Here is a 13,661-nt window from a genome sequence, read left to right as displayed (position 1 = left end):
CTCACCTCAGAATCAGCGGGAAGAGGTCGGCTGATTTAGTCCATTGCCGCGTGGTCGATGGCCGGGTGTAATAACCACATACCCGCCAGCGATACGATAAAAAGCGTAAAAAATAGGGCGGATATGGCTAAATTGGTATTCAGTGGCAGCACACTCGCGAGTGCTGAGACGATCGAACCAAAGGCCAGCATTAAGCACCCTTGTAAACTGGCCGCCACCCCTGCGCGGTCGGGAAACAGCGACATTGAATGGGCCATGGCATTGGAAAAAATAAAGCCTTGTCCAAAGGCGACCAACATGATGCCCGCCAGAACGTTGGGCAGTGTTATTTCATGTGGATGCGCGGCGATCGCTGCCGTGCCAAGCGCGAAAAGCAGGAACCCGATGAGCATTAACATTGACGATGAAACCTGCCGGACGAGAAATCGGTTCAGCAGGGTCCCGCTCAGGTAGCAGAGACCGACCCCCAGCGCGGTAGTGCCAAAATATTGCGCACTTTGCCCCAAACGTTCCTGCACAATATAAGGACCGATAACATTCCAGAGCAGGAATGTGGAAAAACTGGCTCCAATGATTGTCACGGAGGCGCAGAAACGCTTATCGGCCAGAATAGCTTTGTAACCGGATATCGTCTCAATTGCGCGTCGCCGGCGCTCTGGAGGTAACGATTCTTTGAGGCCGGCAATGACGAAGATCAGAACAATCAAGCCATAAACGGCATAGATGACAAAGTTATACCGCCATCCCAGATACATTTCGACAAGTCCGCCAAGGTAGGGCGCGATGACCGGTCCTAAACCAAATGCCAGACTCAGATAGATGATCGCAACGGCAAATCGCGGCCCTTTCACATTATCGATCAATAGCGCTCTGGCAACCACCTGACAGGCGCCAATGGCGAAGCCCTGTAATGCTCTGGCGATGAGCAGCGTGGCGATCGACCACGCGAGGGTCGCCATGATGCTGCCGGCCAGAAAGATGAAAAGTCCCAATATAATGGCGAGTCTGCGCCCCCTCGCATCCGCAATGATGCCGAAAAACAGCTGACCCACCGCATAGAAGATCAGCGTAATGGTTATTGTGTTCTGCATTAACGACGGGCTTGCCGCCAGCTCTCTCCCGATCGCGGGGATACTGGGTGCATAGAGGTCTATCGCTATCCCTCCCACGCTATTAATCAATGGGGCGAGAAAAACAATAAAATTCTCGTAACGTTTATTCTTTTCCATCGCCTTACCTTACGTTGCCGAACGTGTTGGTGGTTCGTCCATGATGGAGCGGGTAGGACAACGGCTGGGCGGGAGCGTGCTTGCGGGTGGCGCAATCGCTGTTGGGCACCCATGCCGCCCTTGGCGCGAGTGGGAAAACGATCACCCGAGGCGAGTGACTATAGTAGGTCCCCCAGTTTATTTTTGGATCCTTGACGCGGGTTGGTTCTGCCTCCCCCAGATCGTCAAAACTGTCCACAAGCGTATGCAGGATCATACGAACCTGTTCGGTCGCGGTAAGTACCGCAATCCTGTAGTTATGTAACGTCAGGGTCTTGATGACCGTGTTGAGTAAATATTTTCCGGCACCGTTTCCACTGCAAAATGAAGCGAGAGAGCTGAGTTCGACGATCTTCACCCGCTCTACGTCGTAGGTGTGATCCAGCGTATCGTTCAGGTAATATTCGCTAAACAGTTTTCCTGAATCACCAAACGTTATACCTACACACGCATAGCCCGGCACATTGCCATCGCTGCCCGTCAGGCAGACAAAAAAATCGGGGTTAGGATCAGGTGTTGCGCCGTAATGTTTCAGATAATGAATACGTACCGCCATTTGCAGGCGGTGATATTCAGTCATGCCACGATAGTAATGACGAACGATGTACATACCGCCCCCTTATGCCTGTGCGTAAATCGAATCAAGAAAATGCGCTTCGATTTCCTTCCTTCGAGGCCGGCCGGTAACGGTATAGAATTCATCACGGAATGCAGCCGCATCCTGTATCAACTTGATTCGTTTCACTCGTGCGAAATCCGCCAGGTGATAATCCAGTCTTGCCATTTCTGCCAAAATGGCCGCTTCGTCTGCGGTGCCCAGGACGATAGCGCAGGGTTCGTCTTTACCTTCTCCCATGACGATCATGTCATCAATCAGCGGGCTTTCCTTATAAACGTTCTCAACCCACTCGGGGGAAATATTTCTCGCTGTGGACAGGATAATGACGTGTTTTTTACGGCCGGTGATATAGAGAAACCCGTCACGCAGTTCCGCGAGGTCGCCGGTATGCAGGTATCCGTCCGAAAGATCGCAGGCGGTATCATCAGCGCAGTAATACCCCGCGCACAGCGTTGGCGTTTTGACCAGTAACTCGCCATCGACGAATTTGGGGACGATACCATCCAGCAATTTTCCTGCTGAGCCTATTCGGCGTTCCGTGGGAGAATTTAGCGAGATGATTGAAGAGTTTTCGCTCAATCCATACGCTTCAAAAACCTGTACGCCTTTTGCGTCAAGCGCTTCCAGTACGGCCACGGGAATTTTGGCGCCGCCCGTGATGATATGAGGGCTCTGGTGGCCAAACAGCGCCCGGGCAGAGTGGGATTGCAGGAGCAGGTTGGCCTCCTCAAGCAGCTTGGGCGGCAGATAGAGGAAATTGGGATGATTGGGGGCCAGTAATTCCAGGTACTGGCGCGCGTTGCCGCTTGCTGACCCATATTCCGGCATTTCAGGCGGCATTAACGTTAACGTCCCGCCGGAAAGAATGGGAATGAAAACGCCCAGCACTTGTTCTATGAGGAGGCTCATCGGAACAATGGAGAAATAGTGCAGCGGCTGTGACGGCAGACGCTTCATCACATTATCCACCAGCAGGCCAACGGCTTCATCCCGGATCATGACCCCTTTAGGGCGTGATGTCGTCCCTGAGGTATGGATGATCGAGACGATGCCGGACGCAATGTGTTCATCCTCCTGTTCCGGCTGCCGCCTGGGGCTTGCGCGATGTATCGTTTCTGGCATGAAGCAGGTTTTGTCAGGAAAAATGTGTGCGATGCGTTGCGCCATCTCGTCATCCTGAACGAAGACGGCGGAGGCTTTACCAAGAAGGCTGTGGATCTGATCGTCAGAAAACTCGATAGGCACGGGTAATAACACTCCGCCGACTTTCTGAATAGCCAGGAGCGTCGATACCCAGTGGTAGCATGAGCGCATCGCGATGCCAAACACCTTCCGATCGCAGTTCCCTATCTTTTCCTCAAGCGCGCGAGCCAATGTGCTGACATCATCGCGTAGCTCATGAAGCGTGTAGTTCCGGCCATTCATCTCTTTGATCACGACGCGGTCGGGCGTCGTTGCCAGATATTCCTGCATTTTTTGGCTGATCATATATTGCTGCCTCCGACGCGATAGCTCTGGGCGCCGAAAATGCGTCGGGAAGGGTCATCAAGACGTCTGCGTCCGTGCATCACCCGCGTATTATCAATCACGATGATGTCGCCTTTTTTCCAGAAGTGGCTATAGGTATTACGCGCGGTAACCTCTTTGACCTCATCCCAGATATCCATATCAATCTCTTCACCGTCTTCCCAGGTAATACGCGGCGGCTCATAGTTAACGCTAGGGCCAAGCATTGAATTGCAAAAAGCGGGTTTACCGTTAAAACAGCTTGTTTCCACTGCGGAAATAATAAGTTCGGAGTGGATCAGGTTTTGATCGATCCGGCGGTAAGTTTGACCGGCAACGCTCTCATTCACAAACGCCAGATCGTCGTCATTAATTTCATCGATGGGTCGTTGCAGCTCGATACTCAAAAAGCGCTTCACATTACTCCACGGGATACGACGTGAGTAACGGATCTTACGCGTTTGAAATAACTTGCGCGTTTGGGCAGAGAGATCAAAGAGAACGCGTTGCCCGTCGCACAGGGTTGTTTCGGAGCCGATGGAGGCCGCTTCGAGGCAAAAAAACCACTGTAGATCGGGGTTGAACGGGAGGTTGCCATTTTCGCGGTGTAGTCCCATTTCGTGCAGGCCCGCGTCGATCTCGGCGGTGTTGGCCGTTGCGGCTTTGCGGGCAGGATCGAATGTCACGCGGGAAGAGTGCGCGCTGACAAAATCATTGAAGTCCTGAAGCGTATCGTTGAAATCGCGATAGATCACCGCGCCGCTATGAGCGAGATCGGTATACAAATTGTCCATGCTGATAGACGTCAGGACTCGAATATCGGGTTCAACGGCATAAATACATTCAAATCCATAGCATGGGATAGGGTGTCTGTAATAGGGCGAAGCGATGACGGAGGTCTGAGCTGACATAAAAAGTTCCTTTTAAGATAACCGTTCCAAACGTAGCTTTAACAACAAACCGAAAAATAAAATAATAGAAAACTTAACTATAGTGGTTTTAATAATTTAAAGATTAAGCGTAAATTTTAAAATGTAGCGGGTTCTGCACTTTTAGCATGCGGTTGGATCCTGTTGGAATGTGATTAAATTTCCGTATTAAATATAAGCATCTGACTTATGGTTTTGGGGACGTTAACTGGCTGATTGTGAAATATCCCCGCTAAGGGGGATAAGATAATCAATGTCGGTTCCTGATGATGGATATCGGATTAAATGACGTGATGAACGAAAACGTAAAATAGATAGGTTTCATCAATCACGCCAGGATTATTTTAAATAAATCAGTACAATGAATAGGATAATCTCTTTTTCATTGATTGATTTGCGTATTTCGGGAAACGCGCTGAATTAACGATCTCAGGCTAAAAACCTCTTCATGATGACTGCGCTCTTTGGCCCAAATCATATCCAGCGTGAACGTCGGGCAGCCTAATGGAGGTTTACAGACAATGACCTTTTCAGGAATAAGAAGAAATGGAAGCAATCTGGCGGGAAGCGCGAGCGTGACGGGCAGAGCGGCAACGATATTGATACAGGCCTGATAACTATTGGCGCGCGCCAGCAGTTTGCGGGAACGTCCGATTTTTTCTAACCAGCCATCGATGATATTTTTTTCGGATACCCAGGGGGTTGGAAAGATATGAGGGGAAGAACAAAAATCATCAATATTCATTGGCTTATCTGATGTCTGTCCCAGCAGGCTTGTGACGCACACGAACTCATCATCAAGAATGGACTGCCACTGTAAATCCGGGTGTAGCTGATGGTATCCGGGGCCAAAGCCCATGGCGATGTCGATATTGCCCGACATTAACCGATCGATGGGGAGCGAGTTTCCCAGCCGCTCGATGTGAAATGAGACATTGGCGCGTTCCCGGGCCAACGTGGTCAGCGATAGCGGCAGCAGCGACAGTTCAAAATACTCCGGCGCGCAAACTCGCCACACTTTATTGACGGAGGCCGGCGCACTGTCCTCATTCTCGGCGCACCTATTCACTGACTCTACGACAAGCTTGAGATACGGCGCTATTTTTACGGCCTTCAGTGTGGGGAGTAATATTCCATGCGACAGTACGAATAGCGCGTCGTCAAAGCAGGTTCGCAGACGTTTGAGACAATAGCTGACGGTGGGTTGGCTTATACACATAAGTTCTGCCGTTCTCTTGGCGCTTTGCTGCTCAAGTAAATTCAGAAATACCACAATATCCTGCAAATCCAATTGCTTTAAGTAATTACTATATAGCATAGAGTGTCCTTTATACTGACTGTGCTAAGCTGATTTTCCTGATTGACTCAACCTGCGCATTGGAAAACACTATTTCCGGTATCAGGCAGGGGCAAAAAAGTAAAGCCGATATTTAATTGTTTTGGTCAAAAGAATTTTATTATTCGTGTCGTTCTCTTATCTATTTCATCTCATCCTATCACCGGGTTTTTATCAATTACCATGCTATTTTGTCATTTTTTGACACAGAATAAATATTCGCCCTATTTCAATGCGAATTAGCGTCAAAACGGCCCGACGGATAATATGGCGAGCCGGGCGTGGTTAAATGATCGGTGGGGGGTGAAGGGCGTAGCGCATTCAAACATCCGTTACATGGCGCGGGGCCTGTCGGATTCGCTCTCTTTGGCAAGAACGGTGGGGCTTCACGCTGAAGCCTGCCTGCCGTGGAGGAGAGCAGGACGGCTTACCGACGCGGAGACTATAACGCCGGTTGGTTTGAGCATCATTATTTGGTCCGATGCTGAGCGGATGCCCCCGTCATAAGGCGGGGGCGTTTTCCGTCATTAACTCAATACGGGACGGCAAGAACCGTTCGGCAATGCCGTTTAGCGCACAATGATCCCCAGCAGAATACCCACCGCGCCGAAATCGGAATCGCTGAAGGTGGTATTCGCCAGACCGATGCTGCCGAGCACAGGCAACAGGAACACGGGCAGGAAGGTAATCAGCAATCCGTTGGCAAAGGCCCCTAAAATCGCGCCGCGTCGCCCGCCGGTCGCATTACCGAAAACCCCAGCCGCCGCGCCGACGAAAAAGTGGGGGACCACGCCGGGAATAATGACCGTCATCCCCAGCAGATACAGCAACACCATACCGACGACCCCAGCGGCAAAACTGCTCAGGAAGCCGACCAGCACGGCATTGGGCGCATAGGGGAAGACGACGGGGCAATCTAATGCGGGTTTGGCATTGGGCACCAGCTTGTCGGAAATGCCTTTAAATGCGGGGACGATTTCCGCAATCACCATGCGCACGCCTTGCAGCACAATATACACCCCGGCGGCAAAGGTAATGGATTGGATCAGCGAAAACATGAACCAGTTTTTCCCACCGGCATTCATGGTCTTAACCGCATCAGCGCCGGCAAACAGGCAGGTAAACATGAAGATAAAAAACATGGTGAAGGCGATGGCGACCGGCGTATCGCGCAGGAACAGCAGGCTTTTCGGTACTTCCATGTCCTCCGTGGATTTTTCTTTATTGCCCAGTTTGCTGCCGATAAACGCTGACAGCAGCTGTGATATCGCCGAAAAGTGACCAAAGGCGACATCATCCGATCCGGTGACCTTTTTCATGTAGGGGTGAATGATGGCCGGAAACAGCACCATTGACACGCCGACGACCAGCGAACCAACGGTAATCAGCAGCACGCCCTTCATCCCCGCCGTTGCCAAAATGACCGCCACCATCATTGACATAAATAGCGTGTGGTGCCCGGTCAGAAAAATATATTTCCACGGCGTAAAGCGGGCGATGACGATATTGATGACCATCGCGAAAAACATGATCATCGCCATTTCCGTACCGAAATTCTTCTGTGCTACCGCCACAATCGCTTCATTGTTGGGGACGACGCCAGCGATACCAAACGCATGGTGGAAAATGTTGGCGAAATCCCCCAGTGAGGACACGATCAGGCTCGCGCCGGCGCCGAGGATAAGAAAACCCATCACGGTTTTCACGGTGCCTTTGATACATTCCGTGGCGGGTTTTTTCTGTGCAATCAGGCCGATAAGCGCAATCAAACCGACGAGAATAGAGGGTTCGGACAGCACGTCGCTCATTAGAAAACGGAAGAATTCCATTTTTGCTCTCCTGCTTATAAGGCGCCAATTTCTGTCAGCGCGACCGACAGGCGTTCTTTCATCGCGACTTTGTCGATCATATTATTCAGGGACACGATCTTCCCCCCTACCGCCTGCGCCACCAGCTGGTCGGCGATATCTTTTGTACCGACAAAAATATCGCTGTTTGTGCCTTTCGCCGACCCCAGATCCACATGATCCACGTCGGCAACCACGCCGAGTTCCTTAATAATATTCTTAATGCTCATTTCCATCATGAGGCTAGTACCCAGACCATTACCGCATACGACTGTAATTTTCATTATGTGTGTCCCTTTGGTGGCAGTTAATAACGAGAAATAACGGAAAGTACCTGTTCTATTTCTGTCGCACGCAGCAATGCCGCGACGTCATCTGGCGTGTCGAACAGCTGTGCGAGCTGTGAAATAATCTCAATATGGCTATTGCTGTCCGTGGCGGCCAAAACAATAAGCAAGCGCACGGGGTCATTATCTTCAGACTGGAAAACCACACCTTCACGTAGCAGCGTCAGGCTGAGGCCGAGTTTGTTTACGCCATCTTCCGGGCGGGCGTGTGGCATGGCGATCCCCGGGCCGACAACATAGTAAGGGCCGATGGCCTCATGAGAACGGTAAATCGCTTCAATATAGGTCGGCTCGATTGTCCCGTTATCCAATAGCGGCTTGCAGGATAAGGCGATCGCGTGGCGCCAGTCGTTACAGGCAGGTAAAATTTGAACTACGTCTGGCGTTAGTAAAGTGTTAAGCATTAGCGTCATCTCTGTGTCATTCTGAGGGAAGAATAGTGGGCTTATTAGTAAAATAATGTGACATGAGTCTAAAAAGGTAGCGCTAACTGATATGTGTATCATTAACTGTGATCGGTTTGGCACCTGTGGCGCCGTCATTTGTTCCCCTGAGCAGATGCAGGCACACTGACGGATGTTGGAACACGTGAAAGCGGAGGACCTGTCGTGCTGCCGTTATGGGTGCTGAATACAGGACGCAGGGGGCGATTGGCCGCGCGGTGAGAAAATGACGAAAGGAGAGGGGGGACATGCGTAAGCGTCGTAGTACCGGTAAGGTTACACTCCAGGAGGTTGCCGACTACGCGGGCGTAGGGACGATGACGGTATCACGCGTCATGCGTAAGCCCGAGCAGGTCTCTGATAAGTTACGTAGTAAAGTGGAAATGGCCGCCAGAGCGCTAGGCTATGAACCCAATCATGACGCCAGCGCGCTCGCGAATCGCACTAACCGGGTGACGCTACAGGATATTGCAAACTACGCCGGCGTTGGCGCGATGACGGTTTCCCGCGCGTTACGGGCGCCGGGGCTGGTCTCTGATGCCACACAGAAGAAGATCCAGGAGGCGATCAATGCGCTGGGCTATGTACCGAATCAGGCGGCGGGGGCGCTGGCATCCGCTTGCCAGCCCGCCATCGCGGTGCTTTATCCTTTTCAACAAGATCGCGCCAGTATTCGTTTTACACAAGGGTTACAGCAGGCCGTTGGCAAACGTAGCATTCCGTTAATCATGGGCTGTCATGAATACCGGCAGAATACGGAAGCGGGGATCGTTGAAAAACTCTTGCAGCAGCGACCGGCGGCGCTGGTGCTATTCAGCGCGCAACTCTCACCGCGCACCCGAGAAGCGATACAGGCCAGTCATGTGCTCACGGTGAATGTCTCCGGCGCAGCCTCCCTGAGCACGAACATTAATATTGATATCGATCTGGCCGATGCGGCGGAGCAATTGACGCTTTCCCTGTTGGAGAAGGGGTATCGTTACGTTGCTTATATCGGTGCTCATACGGATAACCGTTTGCAAAAACAGCAGTTGAACGGCTGGAATAAAGCGATGTTGGCGCACTATCACAATGCAGATTTGAAAATTACGATCCCGGAGGCGCCGAGCTTACAGTTTGGACGCTATGCCATGACGGAACTGCTGCAAAATCAGCCGGAGCTGGATGCCATTATCTGTAGCCATGAGGAAATTGCGCTGGGCGCGCTTTTTGAGTGCCAACGCCGTCTGATGAAAGTCCCTTACGATCTGGCGATTGCCTGTCTGGATGGCTCGGAGCAATGTGACCACACGTTTCCGACACTGACCGCGATGCGGCTCGACTATGAAAAGTTAGGCGCAGAGGTCGGGCGTATGGTGTTAACGATGATGGATAATAACGACGGGCATCCCCCCGTCGTGGAAAATGCGACGTTCGTTTTTGAACCCCGCGACAGCAGCTAACCACCGCCGCGGCCGGCTATCGAATCCGTGTCAAGCGAGCGATGCCGCGTTGCCAAAGCGGGGGTGCGGTTAGCTGCCGCCCTCAATGTGCTTATCGTCGAAGAAATAGTCTTTGATGGATTCCGGCTTATGTTTAATCGCCCCCACGCGATGCAAGAATTGACCCAGTTGCAACGTATTGCGCGGCGTAACGCTGAATGACACCTCCGGGTTTTTCAGAATGCTTAGCAGCAGGGTGCGGTCGATGCGCGATTGCGTCACGCGAATAAAGGCGTCGGCGGCCTCTTCCGGATGGGCGCTGGCGAAGTCCGCCGCTTCCGCGATCGCGTTAACAAAGGCCTGATAGGTGCGAGGGTTGTTCTGGCGGAATTTTTCAGTGGTGTAGAGCACCACGGGGGAGTTCGGCCCGCCGGTGACCTGATAGGAGCTCAGGATGATATGGGCGTTAGGGTTGCCTGCCAGTGCCTGTTCCTGAAACGGGGCGTTGGAAAAATGGGTGGTGATTTCCGTCCCTCCGCTGATAATGGCGGCGGTCGCCTCTGGATGTGGGATCGCGACCTGAAGTTTATCCAGCCGGTTGTAAGCTTTGTCGCCCCACAGTTCCGCGGAAGCCTGTTGCAGGAAACGTGACTGCACGGAAACACCCACCGCAGGCACGGCGATACGGTCTTTATCCGTCAGGTCGGCGATGGTTTTCACCTTGGGATTATTACTGATCAGATAGTAAGGAAAGTGACCGGTTGCCACCACGGCACGCACATTCTGACGCCCTTTGGTGCGATCCCACAGCGTGAAGAGCGGCCCGGTGCCGGCCCCGGCAATATCTACCGAGCCGGAGAGCAGCGCGTCGTTGACTGCCGCGCCGCCGGAAAGTTGCAGATAGTTCACCTGAATATCCAGCCCTTCCGCTTTGCCGTGTTTTTCGATCAGCCTCTGATCCTGTGCGACGTTCAGCAGCAGATAAACGATGCCGAATTGCTGCGCGATCCGCAACTGGCCTTCCGCCTGCGCCTGCGTCGGCAGGCCGGTTCCCGCGAGTAGCACCGCGCCGGCTAGCGTCAGGCTAAGCCATTTACGGCTCAGCGCGTTCCCTGCGTAAAAAGGGCGGGTTGTATGACTTTTGTTATGCATAATAAATTACCCATCAATAGGTTAGGGCTGTGTGCAGCCTGATAAAATGAGGAAAGCGACAAGATCGCTTTCTGAGAATAGAAAAGCGTGCGCGGCGTGATAAAGAGTTTTTTGACATAAGCTAGACGGGGAATTTATGGCGCGAAAACTTTATTTTCTTTTGTTGGTTTGGTTTGTTATGCGCGACCGCCATCGGTGACGCGATTACCGCACCGACAAGGCATTTTGTTTTTTTATTACTTTGTTTTTAAAAGGATTAAAAGCGGGAGTATGACGATGCGTGTGGCGGATGGCGCGGTATTTTTTGTCCGGCTGTATTGAGGGCAGGGGAATCTCTGCCATTTTCCACATTTGTTTAGCGATAATTCATCGAATCTGACAGGCCAGCCGGAGGGCTGGTCTGTCAGGCATCGAGATGCATGCAGGCGAATAACGTTTTTATCCGCGTGCGGGTGTCGAGGCGTCGTGTCGGGTTTACGCTTTAATTGGCTCAACTTTCCCCATCAGGAATAAGTAGTTGATGATGCCTAATAACACTAATATTGCCGAGAACACCAGCGCATAAGTAAACGATCCCGTCGCGGCAACAATTGCGCCGGTGATAATTGGACCAACCGCGCCTCCCATATTCGACACCGTATTTTGCAAGCCCGCCACCATCGATACCATATTTTGCGGCGCGACATCGCCGGGTAAAGCCCAGACTTGTGATGCGGCGACCGTGGTGCCCGATTTAGCAACGCATAATAATATGACGGTGACGACGACAGAATCGGTAAAGGGCGCAAATCCAATACATAACGCCATTAATAGGCCGATGGTCAGAAATAGTTTACGCGTCGCCGTTAACGAGAGGATCTTTTTATGCGCGATTTTATCCGAGGCCCAGCCGGCAAAGACTTCAATAATCATCCCGGATATTAATGGCAGCGCGGCGATAATGCCCATCTTAATAAAGTCCATGCCTTTTTCTTGCACCAGATAAGTCGGTAGCCAGGTAATAAAGAAATAGGACGTATAATTGATGGTGAAAAAGCCCAGACACATCGCCCAGATATTCCGATAGCGCAACAGCTGATACCATTTCATGGGACGTTCGGTATTGGTGCCGTGTTTTTGCACCTGACCCTGGCGGATATAATCCACTTCCGCCTTACTGATTTTTTTATGATCCTCCGGGTTTTCGGAATAAATAAAATACCAGGCGATGACCCAAAGAATGCCCATCGAACCAATAATGGCGAACGTCAAGCGCCAATCGAATACGTAAATCATCCAGACGATCAGCGGCATGGCGACGGCGCCGCCAAATTTTGACGCGCTGTCGAATAACCCTGAGATGGTGGCGCGCTCTTTGTCCGGGAACCACTTTGCGGCGATCCCCGCGTTGCTGGGGTAGGCGGCGGCTTCGCCAATACCTAATGCGATGCGCAGGCCAAGAAGGGATTTAAAACCGGTGGCGAGCCCCATTGCCGATGTTGCTACAGACCACCATCCTACGGCTAAGCCCAACGCTTTTTTTTGTCCAAAGCGGTCAGCGAACCAACCGGCCGGAATTTGCAACAGTGAATATGACCAGAAAAAGGCGGCCATGATAAAACCCATCATTTCTGGTGTTAAATGTAATTCACTGACTAAATGGGGTGCCGCGGCTGAAAGCACGGTTCTATCAATATAATTGATGGCAATGGCTAGCCACATTAATGCAGCTATCCACCAACGTATTGATGTTTTTTTCTCTATCATGTTATTCATGATTTTCGCCATCCATTCGGTGGTGTTTTTATAAGGTGATGTAATATCTCAGTCGATGAACTTACATATTGTTCATGATGTTTGTTGGTTTTTGTTTTTTAATGATGCAGTCAATAATTTGCTCAACGCAATGCGAACCTACTGCGCTGATAGCCCCATCGGTATATCCAGCGATATGCGATGTGGGAATGAAATTGTCTAATGTGAACAGGGGGTGTTCTTTCAGCGGTTCATGTTCAAATACGTCTGCCGCTGCGCCCGCTATTTTTCCTTCTTTTAATGCGGAATAAAGTGCATCCTCATCCACGACGCCGCCGCGAGAAACATTAATTAAGTACGCGCTGTCTTTCATCTTATTTAATCGGTCACGGTTAAATAAGTGATGTGTTTCTTCCGTCAGCGGCGTATGCAGCGTAATAAAATCACTCTCTTCGGTCAGCGTATTCATATCGACAAATTCAATATGGTTTTTTTCTGCGAACGCGTGGTCAGGATAAAAATCGTAAGCGAGGACTCGCATGGAAAAACCGCGGGCGCGCAAGGCGACTTCTTTCCCGATATTGCCAAGACCGACGATCCCTAATGTTTTGCCATAGGCATCGGTCGCGAAAATACGCGGCCAGTTTCCCGCGCGGGTTTGTCGTTCCGCCTGAGAAAGCTGTCTGGCGCAATTGAGTAATAAAGAGAACGCAAAATCAGCAACGGCGTGTTTGTTGGCGTTGGGAACATTGGTGACGAAGATGTCGCGTTTTTTTGTGGCGGCAAGGTCGATGTTATCCACGCCGACGCCATGTTTGCAGACGATTTTTAACTGCGGCGCGTGTTGCAGCAAGGCGTCGTTGATGTCGGTAAAGGCCACGATCATGGCAACGGCGTCTTTCAGATGAGGGATGAGCGTTTCCAACGAGGCATCGGCCGGTAACGCAACAAGTTCAAACCCGTGTTTTTCCAGATCGGCGATAGGCGTGCGATCATATTTAGCAAAAGAAGGTGAGGTTGAAATAACTTTCATCACTATTTTCCTAAGGTGTCGATTTA

General features: G+C 51.3%; 12 protein-coding genes. 1 reads left to right on the top strand and 11 read right to left on the bottom strand.

The annotated features are described in order from the left end of the window. Positions 1-35: 35 nt before the first annotated feature. The 8 genes from EDC54_RS11165 to EDC54_RS11130 all read right to left on the bottom strand — a co-directional run bounded on the left by EDC54_RS11165 (position 36) and on the right by EDC54_RS11130 (position 8,256). Entirely contained in the window at positions 36-1,229 is a 1,194-nt protein-coding gene (locus tag EDC54_RS11165) for a multidrug effflux MFS transporter (protein ID WP_132456152.1), read from the bottom strand. A gap of 4 nt (positions 1,230-1,233) precedes the next feature. Continuing rightward, complete coding sequence (locus EDC54_RS11160) at positions 1,234-1,878, bottom strand: thermostable hemolysin (RefSeq protein ID WP_132456150.1); 645 nt, start codon at positions 1,876-1,878, stop codon at positions 1,234-1,236. 9 nt (positions 1,879-1,887) lie between these two features. Further along, entirely contained in the window at positions 1,888-3,375 is a 1,488-nt protein-coding gene (locus EDC54_RS11155; RefSeq protein WP_132456149.1) for an AMP-binding protein, read from the bottom strand. Then, positions 3,372-4,304 carry a TauD/TfdA family dioxygenase gene (locus EDC54_RS11150; protein ID WP_132456147.1) on the bottom strand — a complete coding sequence of 311 codons (933 nt, stop codon included), beginning with the start codon at positions 4,302-4,304 and terminating at the stop codon, positions 3,372-3,374. Before EDC54_RS11150 ends, EDC54_RS11155 begins: the two co-directional genes overlap by 4 nt. 400 nt (positions 4,305-4,704) lie before the next feature. Beyond that, positions 4,705-5,640: a LysR family transcriptional regulator gene (locus EDC54_RS11145; protein WP_132456145.1), complete on the bottom strand. Its 936-nt coding sequence runs from the start codon at positions 5,638-5,640 to the stop codon at positions 4,705-4,707. A 587-nt stretch (positions 5,641-6,227) separates the two neighbouring features. Further along, positions 6,228-7,487 carry a PTS ascorbate transporter subunit IIC gene (locus EDC54_RS11140; RefSeq protein ID WP_132456143.1) on the bottom strand — a complete coding sequence of 420 codons (1,260 nt, stop codon included), beginning with the start codon at positions 7,485-7,487 and terminating at the stop codon, positions 6,228-6,230. A gap of 14 nt (positions 7,488-7,501) precedes the next feature. Next, positions 7,502-7,789, bottom strand: coding sequence for a PTS sugar transporter subunit IIB (locus EDC54_RS11135; RefSeq protein ID WP_132456141.1), 288 nt, complete (start codon positions 7,787-7,789; stop codon positions 7,502-7,504). Positions 7,790-7,812: 23 nt separating this feature from the next. Next, the gene (locus EDC54_RS11130; protein WP_132456139.1) at positions 7,813-8,256 is read right to left on the bottom strand and encodes a PTS sugar transporter subunit IIA; all 444 of its coding nucleotides are present in this window, start codon (positions 8,254-8,256) and stop codon (positions 7,813-7,815) included. 287 nt (positions 8,257-8,543) lie between these two features. Between EDC54_RS11130 and EDC54_RS11125 the strand changes: the two genes are divergently transcribed. Beyond that, positions 8,544-9,737 (top strand): LacI family DNA-binding transcriptional regulator, encoded by a 1,194-nt coding sequence (locus EDC54_RS11125; protein ID WP_132456137.1) that lies wholly within the window; start codon positions 8,544-8,546, stop codon positions 9,735-9,737. Between the two features lie 69 nt (positions 9,738-9,806). Here the strand turns inward: EDC54_RS11125 and EDC54_RS11120 are convergent, their stop codons facing one another. From EDC54_RS11120 to EDC54_RS11110, 3 genes are all read right to left on the bottom strand, one after another. After that, complete coding sequence (locus tag EDC54_RS11120) at positions 9,807-10,868, bottom strand: ABC transporter substrate-binding protein (protein ID WP_132456135.1); 1,062 nt, start codon at positions 10,866-10,868, stop codon at positions 9,807-9,809. Positions 10,869-11,342: 474 nt separating this feature from the next. After that, positions 11,343-12,623: an MFS transporter gene (locus tag EDC54_RS11115; protein WP_196238454.1), complete on the bottom strand. Its 1,281-nt coding sequence runs from the start codon at positions 12,621-12,623 to the stop codon at positions 11,343-11,345. A 61-nt stretch (positions 12,624-12,684) separates the two neighbouring features. Beyond that, positions 12,685-13,635 carry a phosphoglycerate dehydrogenase gene (locus tag EDC54_RS11110; protein WP_132456133.1) on the bottom strand — a complete coding sequence of 317 codons (951 nt, stop codon included), beginning with the start codon at positions 13,633-13,635 and terminating at the stop codon, positions 12,685-12,687. Positions 13,636-13,661 lie beyond the last annotated feature (26 nt).

The sequence above is a fragment of the Samsonia erythrinae genome, from assembly GCF_004342665.1.
Taxonomy (GTDB): domain Bacteria; phylum Pseudomonadota; class Gammaproteobacteria; order Enterobacterales; family Enterobacteriaceae; genus Samsonia; species Samsonia erythrinae.
Note: the sequence above shows the minus strand (reverse complement) of the source record. Positions and strands in the feature narration are given on the sequence as shown.

Excerpts from the sequence above, each read along its gene's own strand:
- EDC54_RS11165 (WP_132456152.1), bottom strand. The coding sequence starts at position 1,229 with ATGGAAAAGAATAAACGTTACGAGAATTTTATTGTTTTTCTCGCCCCA.
- EDC54_RS11160 (WP_132456150.1), bottom strand. The coding sequence starts at position 1,878 with ATGTACATCGTTCGTCATTACTATCGTGGCATGACTGAATATCACCGC.
- EDC54_RS11155 (WP_132456149.1), bottom strand. The coding sequence starts at position 3,375 with ATGATCAGCCAAAAAATGCAGGAATATCTGGCAACGACGCCCGACCGC.
- EDC54_RS11150 (WP_132456147.1), bottom strand. The coding sequence starts at position 4,304 with ATGTCAGCTCAGACCTCCGTCATCGCTTCGCCCTATTACAGACACCCT.
- EDC54_RS11145 (WP_132456145.1), bottom strand. The coding sequence starts at position 5,640 with ATGCTATATAGTAATTACTTAAAGCAATTGGATTTGCAGGATATTGTG.
- EDC54_RS11140 (WP_132456143.1), bottom strand. The coding sequence starts at position 7,487 with ATGGAATTCTTCCGTTTTCTAATGAGCGACGTGCTGTCCGAACCCTCT.
- EDC54_RS11135 (WP_132456141.1), bottom strand. The coding sequence starts at position 7,789 with ATGAAAATTACAGTCGTATGCGGTAATGGTCTGGGTACTAGCCTCATG.
- EDC54_RS11130 (WP_132456139.1), bottom strand. The coding sequence starts at position 8,256 with ATGCTTAACACTTTACTAACGCCAGACGTAGTTCAAATTTTACCTGCC.
- EDC54_RS11125 (WP_132456137.1), top strand. The coding sequence starts at position 8,544 with ATGCGTAAGCGTCGTAGTACCGGTAAGGTTACACTCCAGGAGGTTGCC.
- EDC54_RS11120 (WP_132456135.1), bottom strand. The coding sequence starts at position 10,868 with ATGCATAACAAAAGTCATACAACCCGCCCTTTTTACGCAGGGAACGCG.
- EDC54_RS11115 (WP_196238454.1), bottom strand. The coding sequence starts at position 12,623 with ATGAATAACATGATAGAGAAAAAAACATCAATACGTTGGTGGATAGCT.
- EDC54_RS11110 (WP_132456133.1), bottom strand. The coding sequence starts at position 13,635 with ATGAAAGTTATTTCAACCTCACCTTCTTTTGCTAAATATGATCGCACG.